33 protein-coding genes and 1 tRNA gene are annotated in these 26,274 nt (G+C 34.8%); 21 read left to right on the top strand and 13 right to left on the bottom strand.

The window, feature by feature from the left end; genetic code table 11:
- Positions 1-27: 27 nt before the first annotated feature.
- Complete coding sequence (locus R1F52_00255; GenBank protein ID WOV93109.1) at positions 28-744, bottom strand: collagen-like protein; 717 nt, start codon at positions 742-744, stop codon at positions 28-30.
- 156 nt (positions 745-900) lie between these two features.
- Here R1F52_00255 and R1F52_00250 point away from each other — a divergent pair, with 156 nt between their 5' ends.
- Positions 901-2,016 carry a tetratricopeptide repeat protein gene (locus R1F52_00250; GenBank protein WOV93108.1) on the top strand — a complete coding sequence of 372 codons (1,116 nt, stop codon included), beginning with the start codon at positions 901-903 and terminating at the stop codon, positions 2,014-2,016.
- Here R1F52_00250 and R1F52_00245 read toward each other — a convergent pair.
- Positions 1,992-2,786 carry a rhodanese-like domain-containing protein gene (locus R1F52_00245; GenBank protein WOV93107.1) on the bottom strand — a complete coding sequence of 265 codons (795 nt, stop codon included), beginning with the start codon at positions 2,784-2,786 and terminating at the stop codon, positions 1,992-1,994. The genes R1F52_00250 and R1F52_00245 overlap by 25 nt on opposite strands.
- Positions 2,783-4,573 carry a nitrite/sulfite reductase gene (locus tag R1F52_00240; protein ID WOV93106.1) on the bottom strand — a complete coding sequence of 597 codons (1,791 nt, stop codon included), beginning with the start codon at positions 4,571-4,573 and terminating at the stop codon, positions 2,783-2,785. Before R1F52_00240 ends, R1F52_00245 begins: the two co-directional genes overlap by 4 nt.
- A gap of 209 nt (positions 4,574-4,782) precedes the next feature.
- Here R1F52_00240 and R1F52_00235 point away from each other — a divergent pair, with 209 nt between their 5' ends.
- Entirely contained in the window at positions 4,783-5,211 is a 429-nt protein-coding gene (locus R1F52_00235; protein WOV93105.1) for an Lrp/AsnC family transcriptional regulator, read from the top strand.
- On the opposite strand, the gene R1F52_00230 is transcribed toward R1F52_00235, so the two are convergent.
- The 3 genes from R1F52_00230 to R1F52_00220 are packed head-to-tail and all read right to left on the bottom strand — an operon-like array spanning position 5,201 to position 6,321.
- Entirely contained in the window at positions 5,201-5,686 is a 486-nt protein-coding gene (locus R1F52_00230; GenBank protein ID WOV93104.1) for a 50S ribosomal protein L11, read from the bottom strand. The genes R1F52_00235 and R1F52_00230 overlap by 11 nt on opposite strands.
- A 37-nt stretch (positions 5,687-5,723) precedes the next feature.
- Complete coding sequence (locus tag R1F52_00225; protein WOV93103.1) at positions 5,724-6,173, bottom strand: transcription elongation factor Spt5; 450 nt, start codon at positions 6,171-6,173, stop codon at positions 5,724-5,726.
- A 1-nt stretch (position 6,174) separates the two neighbouring features.
- Positions 6,175-6,321, bottom strand: a complete 147-nt coding sequence (locus tag R1F52_00220) for a protein translocase SEC61 complex subunit gamma (protein WOV93903.1) — start codon at positions 6,319-6,321, stop codon at positions 6,175-6,177.
- Between the two features lie 64 nt (positions 6,322-6,385).
- Here R1F52_00220 and R1F52_00215 point away from each other — a divergent pair, with 64 nt between their 5' ends.
- Both R1F52_00215 and R1F52_00210 read left to right on the top strand, forming a co-directional pair.
- Entirely contained in the window at positions 6,386-7,168 is a 783-nt protein-coding gene (locus tag R1F52_00215; GenBank protein ID WOV93102.1) for a D-aminoacyl-tRNA deacylase, read from the top strand.
- On the top strand, positions 7,165-7,467 hold the full coding sequence (locus tag R1F52_00210) for an MGMT family protein (GenBank protein WOV93101.1): 303 nt from the start codon (positions 7,165-7,167) through the stop codon (positions 7,465-7,467). The genes R1F52_00215 and R1F52_00210 overlap by 4 nt, the downstream gene beginning before the upstream one ends.
- Here R1F52_00210 and R1F52_00205 read toward each other — a convergent pair.
- Together R1F52_00205 and R1F52_00200 are read right to left on the bottom strand one after the other, a co-directional pair.
- The gene (locus tag R1F52_00205; GenBank protein ID WOV93100.1) at positions 7,464-7,919 is read right to left on the bottom strand and encodes a 50S ribosomal protein L19e; all 456 of its coding nucleotides are present in this window, start codon (positions 7,917-7,919) and stop codon (positions 7,464-7,466) included. The two genes, R1F52_00210 and R1F52_00205, sit on opposite strands and share 4 nt — an antisense overlap.
- The gene (locus R1F52_00200; GenBank protein WOV93099.1) at positions 7,909-8,304 is read right to left on the bottom strand and encodes a 50S ribosomal protein L32e; all 396 of its coding nucleotides are present in this window, start codon (positions 8,302-8,304) and stop codon (positions 7,909-7,911) included. The genes R1F52_00205 and R1F52_00200 overlap by 11 nt, the downstream gene beginning before the upstream one ends.
- 98 nt (positions 8,305-8,402) lie before the next feature.
- Here R1F52_00200 and pckA point away from each other — a divergent pair, with 98 nt between their 5' ends.
- Positions 8,403-9,989, top strand: a complete 1,587-nt coding sequence (gene pckA, locus R1F52_00195; protein WOV93098.1) for a phosphoenolpyruvate carboxykinase (ATP) — start codon at positions 8,403-8,405, stop codon at positions 9,987-9,989.
- Here pckA and R1F52_00190 read toward each other — a convergent pair.
- The gene (locus R1F52_00190) at positions 9,964-11,958 is read right to left on the bottom strand and encodes a S8 family serine peptidase (protein WOV93097.1); all 1,995 of its coding nucleotides are present in this window, start codon (positions 11,956-11,958) and stop codon (positions 9,964-9,966) included. The genes pckA and R1F52_00190 overlap by 26 nt on opposite strands.
- A 224-nt stretch (positions 11,959-12,182) precedes the next feature.
- Between R1F52_00190 and R1F52_00185 the strand changes: the two genes are divergently transcribed.
- From R1F52_00185 to R1F52_00115, 15 genes are all read left to right on the top strand, one after another.
- Complete coding sequence (locus tag R1F52_00185; GenBank protein ID WOV93096.1) at positions 12,183-12,794, top strand: superoxide dismutase; 612 nt, start codon at positions 12,183-12,185, stop codon at positions 12,792-12,794.
- A gap of 91 nt (positions 12,795-12,885) precedes the next feature.
- On the top strand, positions 12,886-13,290 hold the full coding sequence (pfdA, locus tag R1F52_00180; protein ID WOV93095.1) for a prefoldin subunit alpha: 405 nt from the start codon (positions 12,886-12,888) through the stop codon (positions 13,288-13,290).
- A gap of 8 nt (positions 13,291-13,298) precedes the next feature.
- The gene (ftsY, locus tag R1F52_00175; protein WOV93902.1) at positions 13,299-14,594 is read left to right on the top strand and encodes a signal recognition particle-docking protein FtsY; all 1,296 of its coding nucleotides are present in this window, start codon (positions 13,299-13,301) and stop codon (positions 14,592-14,594) included.
- Positions 14,595-14,602: 8 nt separating this feature from the next.
- Positions 14,603-15,493 (top strand): ornithine carbamoyltransferase, encoded by an 891-nt coding sequence (gene argF, locus R1F52_00170; GenBank protein ID WOV93094.1) that lies wholly within the window; start codon positions 14,603-14,605, stop codon positions 15,491-15,493.
- Positions 15,494-15,600: 107 nt separating this feature from the next.
- Positions 15,601-16,095, top strand: a complete 495-nt coding sequence (locus R1F52_00165; GenBank protein ID WOV93093.1) for a 50S ribosomal protein L18 — start codon at positions 15,601-15,603, stop codon at positions 16,093-16,095.
- A complete protein-coding gene (locus R1F52_00160; protein ID WOV93092.1) occupies positions 16,092-16,724 on the top strand; it encodes a 30S ribosomal protein S5 in 633 nt (210 codons plus the stop codon). The genes R1F52_00165 and R1F52_00160 overlap by 4 nt, the downstream gene beginning before the upstream one ends.
- Positions 16,725-16,731: 7 nt before the next feature.
- Positions 16,732-17,199, top strand: coding sequence for a 50S ribosomal protein L30 (locus R1F52_00155; protein ID WOV93091.1), 468 nt, complete (start codon positions 16,732-16,734; stop codon positions 17,197-17,199).
- 1 nt (position 17,200) lies between these two features.
- Entirely contained in the window at positions 17,201-17,626 is a 426-nt protein-coding gene (locus R1F52_00150) for an uL15 family ribosomal protein (GenBank protein WOV93090.1), read from the top strand.
- Positions 17,619-19,055, top strand: a complete 1,437-nt coding sequence (gene secY, locus R1F52_00145; GenBank protein WOV93089.1) for a preprotein translocase subunit SecY — start codon at positions 17,619-17,621, stop codon at positions 19,053-19,055. Before R1F52_00150 ends, secY begins: the two co-directional genes overlap by 8 nt.
- Positions 19,033-19,617, top strand: a complete 585-nt coding sequence (locus R1F52_00140; GenBank protein WOV93088.1) for an adenylate kinase — start codon at positions 19,033-19,035, stop codon at positions 19,615-19,617. The genes secY and R1F52_00140 overlap by 23 nt, the downstream gene beginning before the upstream one ends.
- On the top strand, positions 19,617-20,225 hold the full coding sequence (locus R1F52_00135) for an EMC3/TMCO1 family protein (GenBank protein ID WOV93901.1): 609 nt from the start codon (positions 19,617-19,619) through the stop codon (positions 20,223-20,225). Before R1F52_00140 ends, R1F52_00135 begins: the two co-directional genes overlap by 1 nt.
- Complete coding sequence (locus tag R1F52_00130; protein WOV93087.1) at positions 20,222-20,782, top strand: cytidylate kinase family protein; 561 nt, start codon at positions 20,222-20,224, stop codon at positions 20,780-20,782. Before R1F52_00135 ends, R1F52_00130 begins: the two co-directional genes overlap by 4 nt.
- Positions 20,779-21,798, top strand: a complete 1,020-nt coding sequence (locus R1F52_00125; protein WOV93086.1) for an RNA-guided pseudouridylation complex pseudouridine synthase subunit Cbf5 — start codon at positions 20,779-20,781, stop codon at positions 21,796-21,798. The genes R1F52_00130 and R1F52_00125 overlap by 4 nt, the downstream gene beginning before the upstream one ends.
- Before the next feature lie 29 nt (positions 21,799-21,827).
- Positions 21,828-22,214, top strand: coding sequence for a hypothetical protein (locus tag R1F52_00120; protein ID WOV93085.1), 387 nt, complete (start codon positions 21,828-21,830; stop codon positions 22,212-22,214).
- A 39-nt stretch (positions 22,215-22,253) separates the two neighbouring features.
- Positions 22,254-22,353, top strand: a tRNA-Ser gene (locus R1F52_00115).
- 23 nt (positions 22,354-22,376) lie between these two features.
- On the opposite strand, the gene R1F52_00110 is transcribed toward R1F52_00115, so the two are convergent.
- From R1F52_00110 to R1F52_00100, 3 genes are all read right to left on the bottom strand, one after another.
- Positions 22,377-22,832, bottom strand: a complete 456-nt coding sequence (locus tag R1F52_00110) for a cupin (GenBank protein ID WOV93084.1) — start codon at positions 22,830-22,832, stop codon at positions 22,377-22,379.
- A gap of 66 nt (positions 22,833-22,898) precedes the next feature.
- On the bottom strand, positions 22,899-23,531 hold the full coding sequence (locus tag R1F52_00105) for a hypothetical protein (protein WOV93083.1): 633 nt from the start codon (positions 23,529-23,531) through the stop codon (positions 22,899-22,901).
- Positions 23,531-23,986 (bottom strand): hypothetical protein, encoded by a 456-nt coding sequence (locus tag R1F52_00100; GenBank protein ID WOV93082.1) that lies wholly within the window; start codon positions 23,984-23,986, stop codon positions 23,531-23,533. Before R1F52_00100 ends, R1F52_00105 begins: the two co-directional genes overlap by 1 nt.
- A 52-nt stretch (positions 23,987-24,038) precedes the next feature.
- Here R1F52_00100 and R1F52_00095 point away from each other — a divergent pair, with 52 nt between their 5' ends.
- Positions 24,039-25,919: a hypothetical protein gene (locus tag R1F52_00095; GenBank protein WOV93081.1), complete on the top strand. Its 1,881-nt coding sequence runs from the start codon at positions 24,039-24,041 to the stop codon at positions 25,917-25,919.
- Here R1F52_00095 and R1F52_00090 read toward each other — a convergent pair whose 3' ends face one another.
- A complete protein-coding gene (locus R1F52_00090) occupies positions 25,920-26,240 on the bottom strand; it encodes a hypothetical protein (protein WOV93080.1) in 321 nt (106 codons plus the stop codon).
- Positions 26,241-26,274: the final 34 nt, after the last annotated feature.

Below are 26,274 nucleotides of genomic sequence, written 5' to 3'. Positions count from 1 at the left end.
CAGGTCCCTTCTCTCCAACAAATCCTCTCAGACCATCAAATCCACGATCTCCTTTTTCTCCTGATGAACCTGTTGCCCCTTTCTCTCCAACATGTCCGGTAATACCTCGCGGTCCCTTCTCTCCTGCAAATCCTTTATCTCCAACAAGTCCTCTCTCTCCTCTCTTCCAACAGGTCCCTTCTCTCCGGTCGGTCCCCGTACTCCAACGAATCCTCTCTCTCCAACAGGTCCACTCAGACCAACAGACCCTTTTGAACCATCAGGTCCCCGTACTCCAACTTCACCTTTATCTCCTACCTGTCCTCTCTCACCTCTGATTCCTTTCTCTGTACTTTGCATATCTGTGCGTTCTGCACCTTTGGAATCTTTCTTTGAAACATTCATTTTGGATTTTCCTGTTATATTTTCATCACTGGCAAGTTTTTTTGTTGATTTATTTTGTTCAGACGACTTTATAGTATGTGAGAATATTGATGTCTCTTCTGATAATACATCGTGTACAGCAACCCAAACTACTTCTTGATTAAACACACTTGATGGTAACGGCGATTCTTTACTACCTAGAATCTTTGTAAATGTGCCTCTTGTTATCTCCAAACTATATTCTTTTGACCATAATGCTTTTGTTTTTGAGTGAATTTCTTCCTTTGTTGGTTTAGTCAAATATATGGAAATGGTAACTTCGTATATTGCTGAATCTCCAAATGGAGCTTTCCCAGATACTTCAATTTGAGATGCGACCACTATTTTTTAAGTTATATACAAGTATTTCAATTAAGCGCTATTCTCCACACATACAACTAGATTTAGTCTACTGTTGTTTTATCTGATCTACAAATTTCTATATTTTTATTCATAATGGAAACTAGAGTATTTATCTATGGTGTGATAATGGATTTTATGAAAAAACCCTTTTCATCGTCCACTGAAAAAGATAAAGACGTCACTAGTCTTACTGATTCAGATTATAACAAGAAAAAACTATTCAAAAAAGGCATTAATTATATGGCAGATGAAAAACTAGAAGAGGCATCTGCCATCTTTGAACAAGCACTTCGTATAGATCCTAATAATGTAGAGGTGCTTCTCAAGCTTGGATATGCTCGATTTCATCTAAATGATTATGAAGGTTCACTTCGTGCTTATGATCAAATATTGGACATAGATGTAACAAATGCAGAAGCTTGGAATCTAAAATCACTTATTCATTATGAGCAGAAAAAATATTTGAAAGCATTAGACTGTGCTGAAAAATCTATAGAATCTGATCCTACATTTGATATGGCATGGTACAATAAAGCATGCTATCTGTCTTTGCTAACTCATATTCCAGAGTCGCTTGATGCGCTAAAACGTTCTATAGAGATTGATGTAAAGAACGCGCGTAAAGCAGTAAAGGATAGAGATTTTAAAAATGTCAGAGTCGAAGACGGTTTTAAGAGAATTATTGAAGTTGTGGTGTTGGAATCTGTTAGACAAGGTTATCATACCATTGGTGCTATTGTGTGGACGACATTTTTAGACAAAATTGATGTAGAGACTTCACTTCAAAAATTGATAGAAAAAGGAATTATAGTTGTACATGAAAAACGTCAAGGGTTAAGTAGGATACCCACTTATGATTTAATTCCATCCATCTCTACAAAAATTGGTGCGAAAAAAAACACAATGAAACTCATACACGATAAACCTATTTTATCTGATGATATTCTTGAAGATTTGAGTGCTATGATTCAACAAACAAAAGAGACAGTACGGTATGGTAATGTGGATGATGTGATTGAAAAATTCGGTGATTTTGTAAATCCTAAAAAACATGGTTCACAGATGATCGAGCATTTCTTTGAGGAACATCGTGAAATTAGATTGTGGATAATTCGTCTAACTGATCATGGTAAAGATTATTTGGATGACAACTCTGAAAAAATACTAGACACTTTGGATAATATCGACGCTATTTTGACAAAAAAACTACGTAGTAAAACTACCTTTTACTCTGCAGATAAATCCCAATAATTTGCGTCTTGTTGTTTTTCTGTAGGTCTCTTTGTCTCTTTCCATTCTTTAAACGATCGTACGTATAATTTGACATTTGGGTGCTCTATGGTCTTCAAAGCATAATATGCTAGCCCTGAAAGTGTTCCGACACTACCACAATATGTAATTAGTTTAGATTTTTTCTTTATTCCTCTACTCTCAAATAATTTTGTCATCTCTGCTGGTGATTTTAAAATATTATCCAGTGTTGCAAGCATTCTATATGGTATATTGATTGCGCCAGGTATGTGTTGCTCTAAATAATTTAATCTCTCGCGGTTGTCTATTAGTACCGTATCTTCATTTTCCTTGTCTGTGTCTACTTGTTCAATTGTGGCAAGTATCTCTTTACGCAGATTCAATGATATGGGTTCAGTTGGTTTTACTTTTGTCTCCTCTGAACTCATCTCTAATTTCATATTCTTCCATCGTGAATATGTTACATCTAAAAGTGATACTGAATCATATCCTAAATACTCTAGTGTCCATGCAATACGCGATGCTAGAGCTCCAAATGTGTCATCATAAACAGTAATTGGTGATTCGTTACTAATTCCTAATTTTGTTAGTATATTTCCAATTTTTTGTGGATCATCATTCTTCAATATCTCTGCCAATGGTAAGTTTATCGCATTCTGGATGTGATCCATTTTGTAATCTGTTTCTCTTCGTGTGTCAATCACTTGAACGCTTTTATCAGATAGACTTGAGCGCAGTGTGTCGATATTTGTAGTAGTATTGTTTTTCACGCAGCGCACTCACCTTTACCAGTCTTTGTATGATAACTTGTATCTGCTCCATAGTCTGCATAAAATTCCTCATCCTCTTCTTTGGTAGGGGGAACTGCCAGAGGCTCTAGCATTTTTTTGATATCTTTGACAGTACGTATGGTGACATTAGTAGGAGTCGATTCCTGTACTATGGAATCGATCCAATCTACAAACATTTGATTATCTGTTCTCTGTGCGCGAAATGCCTCGATAATTTGTAATATGGCAGAAATTACTCGTTTTGCTGGAATTCTCATACAACTTGTGCCTAGTGCTGTGTGCTCATCGAATCTTCCACCAAGAGACATTTGATAAACAGCATACATATTATGATTAATTTTACTACCTCCACCATAAAATCCTACAGTTGCAATTTCATGTTGTCCGCAAGAATTTGGACAGCCACTAATTTTAATTGATGCGTTCTTTAAGAGAGGTTCTGCATCTAATTTTAATTCTAAAAATTTTCTCTGAATCTCTTTGGCTAACCTATGTGAATTTGTTAGTGCTAAATTACAGGATGTGGTTCCAGAACATCCAATAGGGGATGCCATAGTAAGAGCTCCTGTTTTTGCAAGACCTGCACTCATTAATTCTTTATACATTGAAGATAACTGACTCTCATGTATCCAACGTATACACATATCTTGTGTAAATCCAACTCTAACATTACCTTCTGCTGAATATTTTTCACAAATATCTGCAAATAACCTCAATTGTGTTGCAGTGATGTCTCCTGCCTCTAAGGTTATAAATGCCGTATGGAATCCGTTTTGTTTCTGTTTAACCGTATTGGTGTTTTTCCATCTTGTAAATTCTATATCATCTGGTTGCTCTGAGGATACAAGCATGGGGTCAAAACTATTTTTCATATCTATGATATCTAATTTTGTGATTACAGATTGTGTTGCTCTGACAACTGCTCTCTCTTTTAGAACAAGATTTTGAAATACTTCCCATCCCATATCGTCCACCAAATACCTCATTCTATTCCTAGCCATATTTTTTCTGTTTCCAAGTCTATCGAATATGCGTATTACTGCAATAGATGTGTACAAAATATCTTCCTCTGGAGTAAATTCTTCCAATTGGTGTCCTACAAATGATTTATTTCCCAAACCTCCACCTAGGAATATTTTAAATCCCCTGTGCTTTCCGTCAGAATCACTCATTATTACAGGAACTAGTCCAACATCTACCATTCGTATCATGCCGTGTTTTTCACAACAGGTAAAATTAAATTTGAATTTACGTGGAAGATTTTGATTTAACGTATTTCGTAACATAAATTTTGCAGTTGCAATAGCATACGGTGTGGCATCAAACTCTTCATTTGGACATACACCTGAGAGGGGACTACACATTACATTACGCACTGTATTACCACATGCCTCACGTGAAGTCAAACCAACTTGTGCAAGTCCTTTCATAATTTCTGATACATCTTCTAAAACTATCCAATGTAATTGTAGATTTTCTCTTGTGGATACATGAGCACTGCCTATAGAATATGCCTCAGATAATTCTGCGATTTTTCTTAATTGTACTGGGTACGCTTCTCCTGCTGGTACTTTTATTCGTACCATGGCATAATCATCGGTCATTCTAGTACCATATGCCCCATGTTGTAATCTAAAACGTCTAAAGTTGGCTGCATCATACTTGCCCTGCCTGAATAATTTTACTGTGTGTGCAAAATTATCTGCCTCTTCCATTCTGGCCCAATTTGTTGTAGGGTTTGTTTTCTTGATAGAAACACTATTCATATCATACACAATTCATGATCTTTGTTTATTAAGTTTTGGAGATTTCGTCTTTCTCTCTTCCCCAATTACTAATCCATATGTAAAAAATATTGATTATTGGTAGATCTTGTGTAATTTTTATATATATTATATCGAATATACTTGAAAACTTATAACAGTATTGATATGATAAAAAATCGAATAAATTGCATAATTGTGATGAACTTGATTTGAAAATTCTTTCCGAACTTGATAATAATAGCTCTATTTCTGTTCCAATACTATCGAAAAAACTCGGTGTGCATTCATCAATTTCATATAATAGAATAAAAAAACTAACTAATAATGGTATAATTGAAAAATTCACTATTGATGTAAATGAGAGCAAACTGGGTCTTGCTGTCAAAGCCCATATTGGCATAAAACGTGATTCGATTCACAAAGAATTAATTCATAATCAACTACTCAAAATACCTGAAATCGTATCTCTTTGTGAAGTTACTGGTAGATTTGATATTTTACTATATATCCACACTACAAATTTAAAAAACTTACACGCATTAGTTATTAACAAAATTGGTAAAATACATGGTATATCTAATACTGAAACTTTTGTAGAGTTACAAAAAACACAAAATAATAAACGTTTTATTCGCTAAAATTCGAATCCCATTTTCCATCTGAAATTTCTTTTGTAATTTCTTTTGGAGATTTACCTTCTACTTTAATACCCAAACTCAAACATGTTCCGACAATTGTTTTTGAAATTGATTTTAATGATGTAGCATATGATGTTTCAGATTTTGCTTTTGCTACCTTGACAATATTCTCCATCTTGATATCCCCTACCCATTCTGAGCCTGATGTTCCTGATCCTTTTTGAATTCCAACCTCTTTTAAAATTAAAGCAGATGTCGATGGTATACCTACCTCTATATCCCATTTTTTTGTGTCTGTGTCTATTGTTACTGTTATTGGTACTTTCATACCCTCGAAATCCTTTGTTTTTTCATTAATGGCGTTAATTACCTCCATGATGTTAACTCCCAAGGGACCTAGTGCAGGACCTAGTGGTGGACCTGAAGATGCTTTAGCACCAGTTACCAATGATGAAATTTTCTGAAGTTCTGCCAATATTGTTATACCTTTTACAATAGTGATTTATTCCTTCCTATACTTCTGTATCTGGTTTTAGATGATTTGCATCAACAGTAATTGGAAGTTGATATGCTGCATCCAAAAGTAATACTGTTGCCTCTTCTTTTTCTACATCAACTCTTGATACTGTTGCTTTCATACCCTTGAATGGTCCACCAATTATTTTCACTGTGCTATCTGCTTGAAGCTGTGTGATTAAAGACTTTTTTACCAAATACCCTTCTACATCTTTGAAATCTAATTCTCCTCTGATTTGTCCTCGTATGTGTCGTATGTCTTGTGTAGCTTCAAATACTGTGTCTGGACCTGATGCCTCTATCACAACATATCCTTTTAGGTTATCTACCATTAGTACTGATGCAATATTTATTTTATTTGCACGAACTTTGGCCTCTAGTGTATTCATTACAATTTTTTCTTGACCCCCTGTTGTGCGAATAGCGTACAGATGTGATTCTACCATTTCAATACCCTAATGTCAATGTTGAAAAAACAAATTGTATAATAAAACCTATAGTGCCGATACACCCAATTCCAAGTAAGACCAGTCTCAAATGTTGGGTATAGTTATCCTTGTCTGGCTTTTTTGCAAGTTTTAAAGTATTTATCATATTTCGTAATGTTCTTTCTGGATTCAATAATGAAACATAATAACCTGTCTTTATATTTATTTTTATGAATTTATTGGTAGCATACAAAGATGATCCTGCTGGGTATAACATGGCCAAATCACTTGCCACTGATATGACCCTTGATGATGGTATTTACACCAATGAGTGGTTTGATTTGGCAATTATTTCCACACCCACCATATCTGCTGACTGGCTTGAAACTAAATATGACTATGACTATGACGGATACATATTTCTCTCAAAACATGCTGCAGCATCTGGTGTTTTGTCTCTTACTTGTCATAGTACTGGTAATTTTGCAGATGCCAATGTTGGCGGAAATCCCAAACAAGTTGCTGTTCCCTATCCATCATTTCAAAAAGAATATTTTAAAAATTTATGGAATATGCGTGAACAGTTTTCAAAATTTCAAATTACACTAGAGACCACACACCACGGTCCAACTGCGCTTAGTAAACCAGTTTTATTTGTAGAGATTGGCACTACTGAGAAAGAATGGAACGATGTTACCTTGTGCAGTGAAATTGCAAACATCGTACAGTCAACATTAAAAAATACTATTTCAATTACACCGGTGGGAATTTGTTTTGGTGGAACTCATTATCCTAAAAAATTTACAAAACAAATTTTAGAAAGTGAATATGCTCTTGGTACTATAATACCGAAACATGCTCTTGAATTTTTAGATGAATCTTTATTCAAACATATTATTAATCAAAACAAAGATGCGACTGTTGCCTTTTTAGATTGGAGTGGACTTGGAACACAAAAACGTAGAATAAATGATATGCTAACAACTACAAACTTGGAGATTATAAAATTATGAATTTTGAAGAACGTGTATATAAAAAATTATTGTCTATACCATCTGGCAGCATCACCACATATGGTCAACTTGCCAGAGAGATGGGTCTTGTAAATGGTCAGCGATTAATTGGTAGAATCATGAGCAGAAACCCATATCCGGGGATAGTTCCATGTCACAGAGTGGTGTGCTTTGATGGAAAAATTGGTGGGTATTCCATGGGTGGAGAATCTGTAAAGGCAACAATGTTGCAGAGAGAGGGGATTAGTATTAAGAATGGTAAAATATCTGACTTTGAAAAGTATTTATATAAATTCTAAGATTGTCTGCCTGCAATAGTCTCGTCGATGAGTGTGTGCAGATGTGCTTTATTTCGTACGGTATCCCCGCCTATCTTTTTATATAATTTCCAAAATTCGTCATTCTTGATCTCTTTTCTATCTTTGAATACTTTGAGTAATTTTCGAAGGGATCTTACCTTTATGATGTGTTTGATCTTTTTACCCTCTCGTGCACCTTTTCTACCTTTTTTGGAACCCTGACCTGCACCTCTCTTGATCTTTTGCAGGTGTTTAATCTTAGCACGTGTCCTTGATGTGCCTTTTATGGGAGAAAAAGTAATTGTATTTGCAGTAATGAGGCTACGTATATTGCCTCTAGTAATTGCATCTGTTATGTCATCTAGATGTTCTATATGAAATCGTACTCTGTGTATTCCTTTGCCAGTAATACGTGAAACTAGTCTTTTCTTTGCATGAAGATTAACTACCAATGTGAACCCTCGCATTAAACACTTTGAACTTTAATTCTGTTGATTTTGATAAAATTGTTAATCGTTTTTTAATCCCCACACTATGTCCAATTCTAATTCCATCCTTGGCCGGATCTAATTTCTCTAGATCATTTACATTATGCACTAAATTATCCACAAAACCCGATGGGTGTAATCCACGCGCCTCTTTAGGTCCCTTGTAACCTATTTTGACAATTCCAGGACGTCCACGACTCTTTTGCTTACGCTGATGGTTATCAACCCCTTTGGGCTTTCTCCATGTGGATTCTAATCTCTTATACCTCCAACTCTCTGGTCTCTTGAATTCTGGTCTGTGCTCTGCAACTATTCTTCTCTTCTCTAATGTTGCTTTGTTAATTGGCATACTCAAATATACAAATTTTTTATATAAATAGTTTGATTATTGCTAAATTTTCTCGCTTTTCCAAAGCGCTAATAAGGATTCTAAATTATATACATCATATGCAAGACGATTCTACTAGTAATGTGCAATCTAATCTGTCCAAACTAGGATTTATGGACATTATCATACATAGAAACCTGTCTTCTGAGGAGTTGATTAGACTGGCAGTCGAGAACAAGGAAGGTGATATCTCCTCCATGGGTGCACTCACTGTCAAAACTGGAAAGTATACTGGTCGTTCACCACATGACAGATTTATTGTTGAGGATCCAATAACTGCAGATACTGTAGACTGGGGTAAGATTAATCATAAATTCTCCACTGCCCACTTTGATCAGATCTTTAACAAAATGTTAGATTTTGCAAAAAATAAAAATTTGTATGTATTTGATGGCTATGTAGGATCTGATAAAGATAATAGACTTGCTATACGTGTGATTAATGATCATCCGTGGCAAAATCTTTTTGCTCAAAATATTTTTGTGCACCCTGACAAAAATAATACACCAAATGATACAGAGTTTACATTATTATGTCTAAATGGTTTTACTGCAGATCCAAACATTGATGGCACAAATTCAGATGTATTCATTTTAATAAATTTTACAAAGAAACTTGTACTGATTGGAGGTACAAGATATGCCGGTGAGATGAAAAAATCAATGTTTTCTGTTATGAATTTTCTGCTACCACAAAAAAATATCTTTCCTATGCATTGTTCTGCTAATATGGATGAAAAAGGAAACACTGCGTTATTCTTTGGTCTATCTGGTACTGGTAAGACTACTCTTTCAGCTGATCCGAATAGACATCTTATTGGTGATGATGAACATGGGTGGTCTGATATTGGAATCCAAAATTTTGAAGGTGGTTGTTATGCAAAATGTATCAATTTGAAGAAAAAAAATGAACCGCAGATCTGGAATGCTATACGCTCCGGTTCTGTCTTGGAGAATGTTACTCTGGATGAATCCGGGATCCCTAATTTTGATGACAACTCCCTGACTGAGAATACACGTGTGGTATATCCACTGAGTTTTATCCCAAATGCTGTTATTCCTAGCCTTGGTAATCATCCAAAAGTGATCATATTTCTTACCGCCGACGCATTGGGAATTTTGCCCCCCGTATCCAAACTTACCATGCAAGGGGCAATGTATCATTTTATCTCTGGATATACTAGTAAACTTGCTGGAACTGAGAGGGGGATTAAGGAGCCAAAGGCCGTCTTCTCTGAATGTTTTGGTGCACCATTCATGCCACGACCTGCAGCAGTATATGCAAAGATGTTGGGTGAGAAAATCAACAAACATAATACATCTGTTTATCTAATTAATACTGGTTGGTCCGGTGGACCATTTGGTATTGGAAAACGTATTGAATTAAAGTTTAGTAGATTTATGGTTACTAATGCTCTTGAGGGAAAATTTGATAATGTATCTTTTAATCATAATGATCTTCTAAATCTTGATATTCCAACTTTTTGTGATGGTGTACCGAGTGAAATTTTAAATCCAAGAAATATTTGGACGAATAAAAATCATTATGATGCTTCTGCAAAAAACCTTGCAAAAATGTTTGTAAATAATTTTGTTCACTTTAAAGATGTATCTGATGATATTATTGCTGCCGGTCCGTCTTTATAGTTCTAATAATTATAATTGTCACTATGGACATAAATGCAATTATTATAAATAATGTTCTTGGTGGAATGATGTTGATATCATATTGATTCCCTACTTGTTGTATATTTAAAACATCAAATGCGTCTCCTACAACTCTCTCAGATTCAAGTATCTTTGCACTAATCTGATAATTACCAGTTGTAGTAGTTGTAATACTTGTGCCCTTTTCTGGAGTTATGGATTTAGTATGTGTCTGTATTCCATCGAATATGCTAATTTTTGCATAAGACCAATATCCATTATATGCTAGTGAAATATTTAACGTGTTATTCTCATACTCTGTTATTATGGTTCCACGATTCATGTGTACTAGTACTGGAATTCTGTATGTAGAGTCTTTCTGATGTATAGTGATGACGCCATAAAATTTTCCAAAATTATCTTTTTTTGATTTAGCTGTTATACTATTTGATTTATCTGAATATTCTAATTTTATAGAATCATTAATTTTAATATCTATGCTGTCTGGTTCAATATCCAATGCAACACTCTGAGATAATTTTTTGTTTGATAAATGAAATACTATCTGTGACATTGTTGAATTGACATCACTATTCAATGCTGATGTTACGTTTAATCTTCCAGAACCAAATGCTTCATGTGAGTTTATTCTTAATATACCTACTAGTGGATTTGCACTAGTAGTTAGAATCGTTTTAATCTGAGCTGGATTTTGATTTGGATTTTTTTCTAATAGTAATGCAGCTGCACCTGTAACATGTGGAGCTGCAAAACTTGTACCACTCAATATTGCATACTCGTTATTAATTGATGTAGTGTTTATGAATACTCCTGGAGCGACTAGATCTGGTTTTATATAAAATTCAGATACTGGTCCACGTGAACTGAAATACACTACATAATCTGAATCATAAATAATATTCAACTCTGCTGAATCAAAACTATTTAATAATTCTCTCACCTCTATTCCGTCATCCCCGTCCATTGAAAATGCTGGTATGTGTGGGGTGTAGTCTTCTTTGTTCAATTCATGAACCAACTCTCCTAGGTATATGCCTGAATCATTATTGTACACAATTATTGCAGACGCGCCGGCATCGGCGGCATTTTTTTCTTTGATTGAAAAGAAGATTTTTTCACCATCTATATCACTTCCACGTTTGGCCAGAATAATTGAATTATTTGCCGTTATTCCCTTATAATTAATCACTTTAGAGTATTCTGCATACACTACTCTCTCATTAATACTACCTGCACTAATTGGGGCGTCTTTCATTGGCAGTAATTGAAATTCTTTATCTGCTATTTGTAATGTGGCCACTATGCTAGAACTAAGATTATTGTATGTGGCACCTACTGTGATGGACTCTGATGTTTTTCCTGGACTTCCTATTGTAAATTCATTAGGACCGTCATTACCTGCAGCAGTAATTACCACTATGCCTTTTTTCACCGCCTGTCTTACTGCTTCATCTATTTTATTATTCGTTTGATTAACTCCAAGACTGATATTAATAATGTCTACATTTTCCTCTATTGCTTTTTGTATTGCTTTTTCAATTAATTCTGAAGATACTGATTCCCCATCACTTGAAACCCTATATGCTATGATCTTCACTTTGGGCGCCACGCCTTTTAAAATTCCGTCTGCGGCAATTATACCTGCAACACCTGTTCCATGACCATTTGTATCCATCGGATCATTGTCATTGTCTACAAAATCAAAACCTCCAATCACTTTACCATCTTTTCCAAATCCGATCAAATCTGGATGAGTATAATCTACGCCAGTATCTATAACTGCAACTATGATTCCACTACCATCATTTTGTACTCTTACCTGTTCAGTCACTCCTACTTGTGGAACACTTGTATCCAGATAGGTACGTATACTGGATTCATCGTTATTTGATGACACTAGTGTTATACTAATTATTAATATTATAACACTAGTAATGATTATTCTCACACAAAATAATTTTTTCTGTAGAATAAAATCTAATACCCTGTTGTACATTTTGAATCATAATCGGATTCTTCTTTAAATAATTAAATACATATATCTACTATTAATCGTCTTTGTTCTATACTTGTACGTGAATATCTGTAGTGTTTCTATATTTTATTTTAAAAATTAGTATATCTTAATTTGTAGTCAAAATGAATAAATTACCTCGTGGTTTTAAATCATTAATGAAATACACACTTCCTGATATGCCCTATGCATACGATGCATTAGAACCTCATATTGATGCTCAAACTATGGAGATTCATCACACTAAACATCATCAGACATACACTGACAAATTAAACGCTGCTCTTGAAAAATGCTCTGATGTACAAGGTGACATTGTAGAAATTCTAGGTAATCTAAATTCAGTACCTGCCGAACAACGCGGTGCCATCAACTTTAACGGTGGTGGTTTTGATAATCACCGTTTGTTTTGGAATAGCATGAAACCTAATGGTGGTGGTAAACCCGGCGGTGCAATTGCAGACGCCATAAATTCTTCATTTGGAGATTTCACTAGTTTTAAAGAAAAATTTTCCTCCACTACAACTGTAATTCAAGGCAGTGGTTGGGGTTGGTTGATCTTTAACCCTTCATCAAAAAAGGTAGAGTACAAATCAATGCCGAATCAAACTAGTCCTAGAACCGAAGGTCTAATTCCACTACTTGGTTGTGATGTTTGGGAACATGCATACTATCTAAAGTATCAAAACAAAAGACCAGTATACATTGAATCTTGGTGGAATACCATAAACTGGGATGAGGTAAATACTCGTCTATCACAGACACAATAACATTACTTTTTTTTTATTATTTATTATATCTGTATTATTACAGTACCATTTTTGTTATGATTTATAATATTGTTTATTTTCTAGTACATACATGAGCGAACGTGGTCAACAACTTGCACAAGAATTACAGATGATGGAGTCTTATTATTCTGATATTCTCAAACAAGAATCTATGCTAAGTACCACATTAAAGTATGTGGCAGATTCAATAGACTCGTTACGCGCATTTGATATGCCTGAATTGGAAGTATTTGCCCCATTAGGACCTGGGATACATGTAAAGGCAAAGATCAAACAAGATGATAAAATTTTAGTAGATGTAGGTACTGGCATGGCCATTGAAAAGGATCGTGATGCTGCCTTGTCATATCTTGAAATGAGAATAAAAACACTCACAGTTGGATTACGTGAAGTTACTACAAAAAAACAATCTGTTGTAGATAGCATGGAAAATATGCGGCACGAGGCAGCAAACCTTGCTACTCAGAAAAGTTAGTGAATAAAATGTTTGATGCCCTACGCGGTTCTTTTTCCAAAACCATTAAAAAAATTTCGCAAAAAGAATTAAATGAAAAAGACATCAATGAGATTTTAACTGAATTAGAATTTTCACTTTTAGAATCTGACGTGGCCCTACCTGTAATCGATTCCATTAAAGAGAATTTGAAAAAACATCTAACTGGAACAATGGTGGACAAAAAAGAGATTGCACAATTCATAAAAACTTCATTAATTCAAGATATATCCTCTTATTTTGATGCATCTGGCACAATCGATATTTTCGAACAGATTGAATCTAAAAAAGCGGTAGGTAAACCATACATTATATTATTTGTAGGAATAAATGGTACTGGAAAGACCACTACCCTTGCAAAATTTGCACATATGTTGTCAAAGAAACAATATTCCGTAGTTCTTTCTGCTGCAGATACCTTTAGAGCAGGAGCGATAGAACAATTACGTGAACACTCGAACCGTTTGGGTCTCAAACTAATAGCACAAAATTATGGTTCTGATCCGGCAGCTGTAGCTAAAGATGCCATCTTGTATGCACAATCGCACAAAACTGATTGTGTTCTTATTGACACAGCTGGTCGTATGCAAACAAGTACAAATCTTATGGATCAAATAGCAAAAATTACAAAGGTTGTATCCCCTGACCTTAAAATTTTTGTTGGAGATTCATTGGCAGGAAATGATACTGTTAGTCAAGCAAAAACTTTTCATGAATCTACACAATTTGATTGCTCTGTACTTACAAAATGTGATGCTGATTCACGTGGAGGCGCAGCTCTGTCTATTGTTCATACTACGTCTACTCCAATTATTTATCTTGGTGTGGGACAAGAATATGATAATCTAGCGCCATTTGATAAACAAGTATTCATTGATACTGTATTTGCCGATGATCCTAAAATCACGCTTGGGGATTCTATGGAACAATCTAAACAAATTGAGCAACATGTAAAACCAACTGATGTCTCTGAGAAATTACAATCCGTTTCTGTTTCTGAATCTGCAGATAAAATACCAGATTCTGAAATAACACCTACTAGTAATGAATATTTGTCTAAAGATACAACAACAACAAAAACTCCAAACCCTGATGATCCTTTTGCTGGTTTGGATACATCTGACATTAATCATTATGTTGATCTACACAGCATTTCTCCACCAGAAAATGATGCCCAAGCTAGAGAATTGGCTACTAATATTAGAAAATGGCTTGATGAAAAGGAGAAATCTAGAGATGACTCTAAAAAGGAAAAGCGTTCTTTATTTAATAGGTTCAAGCGATGACACTAAATATGCACTCTCTACTAACACTAAACGAATTAGATTCGGATTCTATAATGGAGTTGATTAAACTTGGTATAAAAATTAAAAAAGATCCAAATTCATTTGCTGATACATTACAAGGGAAAACTCTTGCTATGATATTTGAAAAACCATCTACTAGAACACGTATAAGCTTTGAGGCTGGAATGTTTCAACTTGGTGGACATGCACTAATTCTGTCCTCTGATCAAATGCAGATGTCTAGGGGGGAATCTATTGAAGACACTGCAAAAACATTATCTGGATATGTGGATTGTGTGATGGCTAGAGTATATGATCATAATATTTTGAATATATTATCTGCAAATTCTACTGTACCGGTAATTAATGGACTGTCAAATTCATTTCATCCGTGTCAAATATTAGCAAATATTATGACAATTTATGAAATCAAAGGAAAACTCGATGGACTTAAACTTGCTTGGATTGGTGATGGAAATAATGTATGCAACTCTCTAATTTATGGGTGTGTCAAATCTAATGTTAATATTGCAGTTGCAACACCACCTGATTTTAAACCCAATCAAAATGTAATTAATGATGCCAAAAAATTAGGATCCATAACTTTGACTGATGATCCCAGTCTAGCTATAACTGATGCAGATGTAGTAATGACTGATACATTCACATCAATTCATGATGATGCAGATAAGTTGAGTAAATTTCTTCCAACGTTTCAGATAAATGATAATCTATTCAAACTATCCAAGAGCGATTCTATCTTTTTACACTGTCTTCCGGCAAAACGTGATCAAGAGGTAACATCCTCTGTTATTGATGGTCCTCAATCAGTTATATGGCAAGAAGCTGAAAATCGTCTGCATGCCCAAAAAGCACTATTGGTATCTATACTTACATGATATGTTGATTTATGACACCTCTTGTACCATCATACATCACATGTAAATAAACTGGAATGGAATTGTTGTAAAATTAACAAATTACGTTTATAAGAGCAATTTTGAATATGCCATTATATATGGTATATGCACAGATATTACACCGCATTCGAAACGAAAAGACGAATTATAAAAAACGTCGTGGCATGCTTATGGGCAGACATAATTTTATTTCTGTATTTATATCTAATCAAAATACCCAAGTTCAAATATTAAAACCTGAGATTGCTGGAGACAAAGTATTGGCGTCTTCTCACTCACGATACCTTGTAGACAAAGGTTGGAAAGGTTCATGTAAAAATATTCCTGCAGCATACTTGACAGGATACATTGCAGGTAAAAAGGCTCTTGCCGCAGGTGTATCGAATGCTATTTTGTATAGTGGTACACGCTCATATACACAAAGAATGGCAGCATCTCTGAAAGGAATTATTGACGCCGGTATAGCCGTTAATGCAGACTCGGAAACATTTCCTTCTCAGGATAGAATTGATGGAAAACATCTTACTGTAAAAAATAATGTCGGTGATTTTAAAAATATTATAGATGGAGATATCAAATGAATCGTCCACCTCGTAGAACAGAAAGAAAACCATTTGTTGAACCTCCTTGGATACCAAGAACTGTTTTAGGTCACAAAGTTAATCGTGGTGAGATTACTTCTATGGAAAACATTCTTGAAAATGGTTTGAGAATTCAGGAATCTGGCATCGTTAAAAAACTACTACCTGACTTGAAAAGTGAAGTATTTGATGTAGTTATGATCCAAAAAATGACTCCAAATGGTCAATCCACTAGGTTCAAAGCCCTTGTAGTTGCAGGGAATGAAAATGGCTGGCTTGGTATTGGAATGGGTAAATCAAAACAAGTACGTATTGCTATAGAAAAAGCAACAAATGCTGCATACTTGAATGTCTCTCCGATAAAGATGGGCTGTGGTAGTTGGGAGTGTCGTTGTGATCAACAACACTCTGTACCGTTTAAAGTTCGGGGTCGTGGTGGTAGTGTTACTATAGAAATTATCCCTGCACCAAGAGGACTCGGTCTAGTCGCTGGCGGTAAAATTAAGCGCCTATTGGAACTTGCCGGTCTTAAAGATGCTTGGACTACAGCTAAAGGCTCTACTACTACCATGAATTCTACATCACAGGCTATATTACACTGTTTGAAACAGACATTTAGTCAGGGTTGATTTGTAAATGGCACAAGCGTATCTAGTAGTGAGAATTCGAGGGCAAGCAGATGTTCCATATTGGGCACATACCACGATGAATCTATTAAAACTTGAAAAAAAATTCCGTGCAACTATTCTTCCAATTAAAGATAACACACTTGGCATGTTAGATAAAGTCAAACATTATGTCTCTTGGATTGAATTAGACGAGTCTCTTGCAAAAGAATTGTTGGAGAAGAAGGCAAGAAAATCTGGCTATGTTAAAGTTACAGATGCTGATCTAAAAGAATTGGGCTTTTCAAGCTTTGACGAACTTGCAAAATCTTTATCCTCTGGTGAATCAGTATTGTCTAAACTCAAACCATTAAAACCATGGTTTGCACTTGCTCCACCACGTAAGGGCTTTAAGAAGAGTAGCAAAAAATTATATGGTCAAAAAGGTATTTTGGGGCATAATAAAGACCTCGATGAACTAGTTAGGAGAATGATTTGACTTGGTAACACGTCTACGTAAGACCCGAAAATTCCGCGGTTCTAGAACTCACGGGTGGGGTCAAGTCGCTCAACACCGTGCTAGTGGTCACAAAGGTGGACTTGGAATGTCTGGTCTACTCAAACACCATTTTAGTACCATGCTCAAAGAAGATCCAAATCACTTTGGACATAGTACTACCAAACCCCCTCACTCTAATAATGTAAAAAAATGGATCAGTGTACGTGAATTAGATGATCTATATGTAAAATATGGTGTAGAACAAGATGGTAAAAAAGTGATAAATCTCCAAAGTCTTGGATTTGAAAAACTACTTGGTGGTGGCAGTACAAACAATGCGTATACGGTCAAGATTAAACGCTTTACAAAATCTGCCTCTGAAAAAGTTAAAGGTGCAGGCGGCGAGGTTTTAACCAAAGATGGCTGAAGGTACTCTTACCTCAGTTATCCGTAAAGTTGTAGCAAAGGCTGAACCATATCTGCCACAAGTTCCAAAACCAAAAAAAAAATTATCACTCCAAGTACGTCTAATGTGGTGTGGTTTAGCACTACTCATCTATATGGTGATGGGTCAGACTCCTCTGTTTGGAGCGACAACACCTGATTTTGACTTTCTAGCATTTGCTAGAGTAATTTTTGCCTCACAACAAGGCACTCTTGTAGAATTGGGTATTGGACCTATAGTCACTGCAGGACTACTCATGCAACTACTTCGAGGTTCAGATATTCTAAAATTTGATTTCAAAAAGCCTGAAGAGAGGGGCATATTTCAAACTGCTACTAAACTTGTGACATACATTGTGATTGTCGTAGAATCTATAGTGTATGGTATTGCCGTATATGGACCTGGTATTGCAGATCCTACGATTCTATACATCTTGGTTGCGCAATTGATGGCGTCTGCTGTCATAATTATGTTCCTTGATGAATTACTTCAAAAAGGTTGGGGCATTGGCAGTGGAATTAGTCTATTTATTATGGCCGGCGTAGCCCAACAGATTCTGTGGAGTATGTTCAGTCCTCTACCTGCCGGTGATGGCGGTACTATTGGAATAATTCCATATTTGGGTCAATGGATCACAGGCGGAGGTGGGCAATTTTTAGATGTACTATTCAGATCAAATCAACTGCCTAGCATATTTGGACTGTGTCTTACAGGTGGCATTTTACTCATTTTAATATACACTCAAGGTATTAAAATTGAAATTCCAATTGTGTCTACAAAGTATAGAGGATTTTCTGCCACATTTCCTATCAAACTCATGTATGTCTCCAACATTCCTGTCATCCTTGCATCTGCACTCACGGCAAACGCTGTTTTTATAGGACAAATATTTTGGGCCAACTTTAACCCAAGTAATACTAATGTCTTTATGAATATTATTGGTCAATTTGATCCTACTAGTCCTTCTACGCCTATAGGCGGATTAATTTACTATGTAACACCACCGCGTGGTCTTGACTTGGTGGCACTAGACCCACTACGTGGAGTCTTGTATGTCATATTCATTACTTGTGTTGTAGTGGTGTTTGGTAAACTCTGGGTAGAGCTTGGGGGATTATCTCCAAAGAGTGCTGCTAAAAATCTACTTGATGCTGATGTACAAGTACCTGGATTCAGACAATCGAATCAACCAATTGAGACACTACTGAATCGTTACATTCCGTCTGTGACTATTATTGGCTCTGTCATTCTTGGAGTTCTTGCCGGCGTATCTGATATCTTGGGTGTATTTGGTACTGGTATTGGAATTTTACTAATGGTGGATATTTTGATAAATTACTACAACCAGCTTGTACGTGAACAAGTTGAAGTGGTTATGCCTCGTTTAGGTGCTCTACTTGGCAGAAAGTAAGAAAATTGTCATTGTTGGAATTCCAGGTGTGGGAAAAACCACTTTGGTCGAAGAAATTCGTATTGCACTTTCTAAAGATTATGATACATCCGTGTGTAGTTTTGGTACTATGATGTTAGATACTGCAAAATCAATCGGGATAACTAATAGAGATGAATTACGAAAACTTGATATTTTAAAACAACGTGAGTTACAAAATATGGTTGCTCAAAAATTAGCAGATATGACTAATGATTTTGTGATTATAGACACACATGCTTTCGTTAAAACACCTGTGGGGTTTTATCCTGGTCTACCTGAATCCATATTGCACATAATAATGCCACATCATTTTGTATCTGTATCTGCAAAACCTGAGGAGATCTATAACCGAAGAATGAAGGATAATACCCGAAATCGTGATGTTGTGTCCCTAAATTTTATAAAACGCGAACTTGCCATGCAAGATGCTATGATATCTAGTTGTTCTGTATTGGCAGGATCTCCAATACATACGGTTTTAAACTCTGAAGGTAATTTGATTGCCACCGTAAATGAAATCATTGAGGCGATAACACATTGATGGATATTTTACCATTATTTATGGACGTAATATTACAAGGTGATCTATTTGGTGTGAGCGAAGGTCCACTTGGAAGTGCTGATCCTATAATAAAGGGTACTATTCCATCACTGCTTGGAATACTTGGATTTGCTCTACTGTTAAATTTATTTAATTCTGGCATTAGGAAAAAAATGATTGATCAAGATAAACTAAAGAGAATCATGCGTGAAACTAAAGCATGGCAAAAAGAAAGAATGGCTGCATTCCGATCTAAAAATACTGCAAAACAAGCAGAGTTGAATAAAAAATCATCCTATATGAGCAAACTCAACATGGAGATGATGCAGATGAATATGCGTCCAATGATGATAACTTTTATTCCACTTATCTTGATATTTTATTTTGTATTGCCACCATTATTTTCTTACACTGTTGCACTCTCTCCAATACCACTTAATGTAATACCTGGTGACTTTTTCCAACTTACATGTACACTAGAAAATGTTGATGGTACTATTTGTGCCCAAGAGAACGAAGTCTACTTTTGGGCATGGTACTTTTTATGCTCAATCGCATTTAGCGGCATGATCCTAAAATTAACAAAAACCTCTATGGATTTTAATTGACAAAATCTATCATTGTATCTGGACCTCCCGCCGTGGGCAAAACAACAGTTGCACTAGGTTTGGCACAAGAATTTGCTTTAAATTATGTGAGCGGTGGTGATATACTCAAAAATTTAGCCAAAGAGAAAGGATTTGATCCAACCGGTAATGATTGGTGGGATACTAAACCTGGTATGGAGTTTTTAAAACAGCGTACCTTGAATTCTGATTTTGACATACATGTTGATGAACAATTAAAAAAAATATTTGATAAAAATAATGCTGTTCTTACTAGCTATACACTTCCATGGCTTGTAAATGGGGGTGTAAAAATTTGGTTGGAGGGCTCACACCCAAACAGTGCCAAACGTATGCAGGTGCGTGATAATATTTCTGCTGAAAATGCCATGGAAATTACAAAAACCCGATATGACCAAAATAAAATCTTGTATAAAAAATTATACAATTTTGATTTTGGTATGGATGAAACCATCTTTGATATAATTTTGAATACTGATAATCTTGACGCAAAACAGGTTTTGACTAATATTATAAATCAGGTAAGGGATATGCTTTGATACTTTCTCATTTAAAGAATCTTACCGTTATTGATGAAGATCTGACAGATGATTCGTTTGGAAGTTATATAGATAAACGAAGTGTTGAACAATTATTCAATTACGGTTTAATCTTATTAGATAAACCACCGGGTCCTACAAGTCATGAGACTGTTGCATGGACAAAGCGCATTTTAAATTTACCAAAAATTGGTCATAGTGGAACATTAGATCCTGCAGTATCTGGTGTATTGCCCTTGGGTCTTGGTAATGCTACAAAGGCACTTGGTGTATTGCTTTTGGGTCCAAAGGAATACTATGCTCTTGGTCGAATACATTCATTTCTTGATGGTAAGAAATTGGATGATGCTCTCTCAAATTTTCGTGGACCAATTTATCAAAAACCACCACAACGCTCCTCTGTACTACGACAAACTCGTGTGCGTACCATACATGAATTGGAACTGTTGGAGCAAAAAGAACGTCTATTATTATTAAGAGTATTATGTGAGTCTGGTACATACATTCGTAAATTATACTATGATCTTGGAGAGGTGTTAGGTAATGGCTCTACCATGATTGAATTGAGACGAAGCCGTGTCCATCAATTCTCTGAATCCGATCATCTTGTTACTTTGTATGAATTGACAGATGCATATAATGAATGGAAAGATAATCAAAATGACACAAAATTGAGGCAAATAATTCGTCCCATAGAACAAGTATTTAGCGAAATGAAATCTGTTATTATTCGTGATTCTGCTGTTGGAGCGTTATGCCATGGAGCACAACTTGCAATTCCCGGAGTACTTCAAGTATCTAAAGATCTCAAAAAGGGTGATTTTGTTGCAGTATATACTCAAAAAAATGAGATTGTGGCCATTGCCGAAGCACAATTGAATCCTGAAGAAATTAAAAATATGGTAAAGGGACAGGCATTCATTACAAAGAGAATAATTATGGATGTGGACGTCTATCCAAAAAGATGGTCTAGTAAAACACCAAGGAGTGATTTATCTTCTTCCCCCAAAGTTTGATAATTTTTATTATTTTAGGTGCCGGTACTATGACGGGATTTGGTCTTTTACTTGATTTGTACAACACTGGCGAGCCTGTATATGTGGAAGGTTCGTCTTTAACACTGGTCTCTGATAAAACCGATTATACACGTGAGGAACCAATAACACTATTACTAATCAATACTGGCACTGTGCCATTAAAATTTGTAAATTCATACAGTATCAAGGTAAGTGGTCTTGTTGGAATTATACAATACGAATCCCCAAAAAATGATACTACATACACTCTGGAGCCTCGAGAAGAATTTACATTTGTGTGGGATCAAATTCGTACTGATGGTAATTTTATAACTAGTGGTACATATCGAGTTACATCTAGTGCAACTGCTAATGACATAGCATTAGAGCGCTCTGTAATTATCAACATAACCTAATATAATCAGAATCAATAATCTTTTTGATCGTAAGATCGTGCCGGGGTCGCCTAGCCTGGTAGGGCGCGCGCCTGGAAATAATTACCATAAAGCGCGTTCTCGCAAGGGAACGAGAGTTCAAATCTCTCTCCCGGCGCCATTAATTATTTATAATACATTATATTATTTTACAATCTTTGTAATTTTGAGATTATCCGTTTCATACCATGTGGTCTTGACGTTTCTGCCTTTGTTGTGTAGATTTATAGCAATATGTGAAAAATCAGTTTTATTAGTGGTGGAACCATGAGTGTGCAATGTATTTGCAGGTATGCGTATAATATCACCCTTTTTCAAAATGACTTTGCTTATTCGTTTGATCTTGAATTGTTTGTCATTGTTGGTTTTTTTAAAATACTCTACGCTACCTTGCCCATCCATTCCCAAAAGTATTTGATCACCTGTATGTTTATGCAGTTTGGTCCTTGATAGTTTTGATGCTGTTTTAAATGTCACAAAATACATTACCTGATTTGGTGTACCAATTTTAGCAGTGATATCACGTAAAATTACATCCCCTGTAAAGTATTTCTTTATTTTCATTCCTTTAATTCTTGAAATGTTGATCTTTTTATTCAATTTTTCAATTTGATTTATCTATTATAATTATCTTTGTGATAAATACTGGTATATTCTGTGTAGAACTTATTCTTTATAGATTTGTATGGTTCCCTCTATGATTGGTTTTGTGATATTTTCTGCTATGATTTTTAAATATCTAATACCATAATCAATTGGTAAAAAATAAACTGCGATTTCACCATTTTTATCTGATATGTTTGATCCTACAATTATTCCATCAATGTAAATTTCTACTTTTGTATCTTCAAGTGTAAATCCATTTTTTCTCAACGTGGCTGAAAATGAAACTAATTCTTCACCAATATCTTTGATTGGGCAACGTACGATATGTTTCCTTACGCCTTGATTTGTATCTGTGGATTTTGTTATTGTTATCTTTGCTTTATTTTTTTTATTTTTTGTTTTTTTCAAATTCAATGAGGACTTTCTAATTTTAAACATAACCAAATGATAACACCTCTCCTCAAATGACATAATTTTCTGCTTTTGAATTCCTAAAAATGCACCAATAGATATGGAAAGAATTGCCAATGGAACGTTCATCATATGTAAGAAAATTGCTGGCAGTGCAAGACAAAAAGTAATTATAAAAAAATACTGTCTAGATGTGGTGAGACCTAGAATGGGTATGATTTGAGTTGGTTCATTAAAACTCCATCGTCGTTTTCTAAAAAAATTAACAGACGTGGATCCCATTATCTTACACGAACAATTCTCTCTATCTGCTCATTTCCATTGTCCAGTGTGTCTATGTTGATTTTTATTCTTACCTTCTGCCCAATATCTGGTATACTAGTGCCAAATTGTGTGGCATTCATTGCTGCATCAAAACCTGATTGTTGTCCTGGCAAAAGAACCTTGCTTCCTTGAGATATACTAATTGTCGTGCCATCATGATACACTGTAAAATTATACGAGCTGATTGTAACAGTTCCTATATTTTTCAATACGCCTGACAGGTAAAGTGTATCGTCAATTCTGGATATCGATATATCATTTACATCTGCTTTTATCAATGTGGTTATATTTCCAACAAGTCCTGTGAACCATGCTCCTGCAAGTCCTGATGCTCCAAGTGCAATTATGATGAATAGTATGGCAAGAATTGGTTTCTCTAATGCATTCTTTTTATGATTAATTATACTCTTCATTATTATACATATCTCATTTTTGCATTTAAAGACAAATTGACAATACACATCGATGAATGCTCGGATCATACCAATTCTGATATTATTAGGATTGATGTGGTTTGGAATATTCACAAAAATCATAGACTCAATTTTAATTGGTATTGCAGGTATGTGCTTTATTATATTTTATTCAAAATTTAACTTCCACAAACATGTGTTTAATTTATCTAATCTTCAATCACATGATTTTAAATTTCAACCTCTATCTGAATTACAAAATGTATTTGCTGAATTGATTCGAATTTTAGAGCCTATACGCTCAACTAGTCTACTGAAACGTACTGAATCAATATTGGAACAAGATATTCATCGTGGCATAATTTCCTCTGGTACCGTTGGTAACCCTCGTCAGAAAAGCATAACAAATGTAACTTTGATGATTATTAGTCTGATAATTTGTGTTCCTAGCAGTATTGTTCTTATACTTTTAATTAATAATAATTGGTTTATTGGAATTTTATTAATTCCTGTGGTGTTTTTGTTGTGGAATAAAACTCAATTATATCTAAAAACTTTGGAGAGAAAAACACTAATCGAGTATGAATTGCCATTCTTTCTTACATACTGTGCAATAATGGAAGGTGTCGGTATTCCTCTGTATAATGCCATGTTAAATTTACATTCACACAAATCTAATCTATTCAAAATTATTAATAATGAAGTTGCTATGATAAAACGATATGCCATAACTTGGAAACATAGTTATGTTGAAACTTTTATTCATGTGGCACAAAATCATCCGAATAAAGTGTATAGTAATTTTTTATTCGACTATGTTCATGTTGTAACGAATGGTACTGATACTACTATGTTCCTTAATGGTCTGACTGATAGACTATATGGTAATTTAGAATCAAAAATGAAGAGATATGTTGATGTTGCACGATTGTATGCAGAAGTAATCATGATAGTTTTTCTTGTAATGCCTATATTTATAATGACATTTGGATTTATTGGTGCATCACACGTACAAAATATAATCATATTTGTTATCTTACTATTTCCAATTATTGCAGTATTTTTTCTTTTACTCATAGATGGTAGTCAGCAAAAAATAGATGATAATGTTTCGTTTTCTAATGTTTCTTTTCTACTCGGAGCATTATTATTTTTTGTATTTATTTTACTTGATGTATCCATTTGGTTTTCACTTGGTTCAGGCATACTTGTCTGTTCATCTTTAAACGCAATCGTGGTACATAGACAATTTCGATTATTACGAGACATGGATGATTGTATTGTAAATATGGTACATTTGATTTCGAAAAATCAAATAGTTGGCATAACAATCTCTGAATCTATCAGGCAAATGAATACTAGTAATTTTACAAATAACACCGCACAACAATTGATACGATTAATTCATTCTTGTATCATGCGTGGTAAGGAGATTAGTGAAATTGCTCAAAGACTACAAACACGACCGTGGCTTTCGATATTTCTGTTATTCATTTTAGGTAACATACAACGTTATGAAGGTGGTCATAGTGGCACTTTGCGCCGTATGGAGCTTTTTGCTGAACGCTTTCATCAAACACGTAAGCACAATGAATCTGCAATACGAGGACATTTAATTTTTATTTACATAGGACTTGGGATGCTTTTATTTGTAAAATTAATTCTACTTGAAATTGCTAAACCTGAAATTTTTGATCCTGGCACATTCATGACATTTGGATTTAATCTTGATTTATCTAGAATAACTGACGACTTGAATAAATTATTTAATTTAATGATTATACTATCTGTTACTCTTGCTAGCATATCTATCAGTAAAATTTGCTATCATACGGTAAAACATACTATGAATTTATCTTTCACAATGATTATTGTACTTGTGATATTGTCTGCAGAACCTATTCTGCAAGATATCATTGGTAAAATATTTTGACTAGTTTTTTCTAGCCTTACTATCTAGTAATTTTTTAAGTTCTATGTTTTCTTGCTGTAGTTTTTTATTTTCTGCTGAAAGTGACGCTAACGTTCTCTCTTTATTATCTAGTGGGTGTTTTGAAGGAATTATATTTGAACTTGTAATTTCTAGTAATTTATCTGCTTTATTTACAAATTGTTTAGTGGGATCATCAATTTGAAATTGTTTAATTTTACGCCATGGGGGCTGTACACCAGGAGGCAATCGTAACGAACCTATCCCGACTTCAACTGTTTCGTCTATCTTTGGAAATGCATCTTGCCTTCGTAATGAATTCATAATTGTACAAAGAATTTTGGAGTATTTTTATTTT

It is taken from the genome of Nitrosopumilaceae archaeon AB1(1), assembly GCA_033471095.1.
Lineage (GTDB): Archaea > Thermoproteota > Nitrososphaeria > Nitrososphaerales > Nitrosopumilaceae > Nitrosoabyssus > Nitrosoabyssus spongiisocia.
Note: the sequence above shows the minus strand (reverse complement) of the source record. Positions and strands in the feature narration are given on the sequence as shown.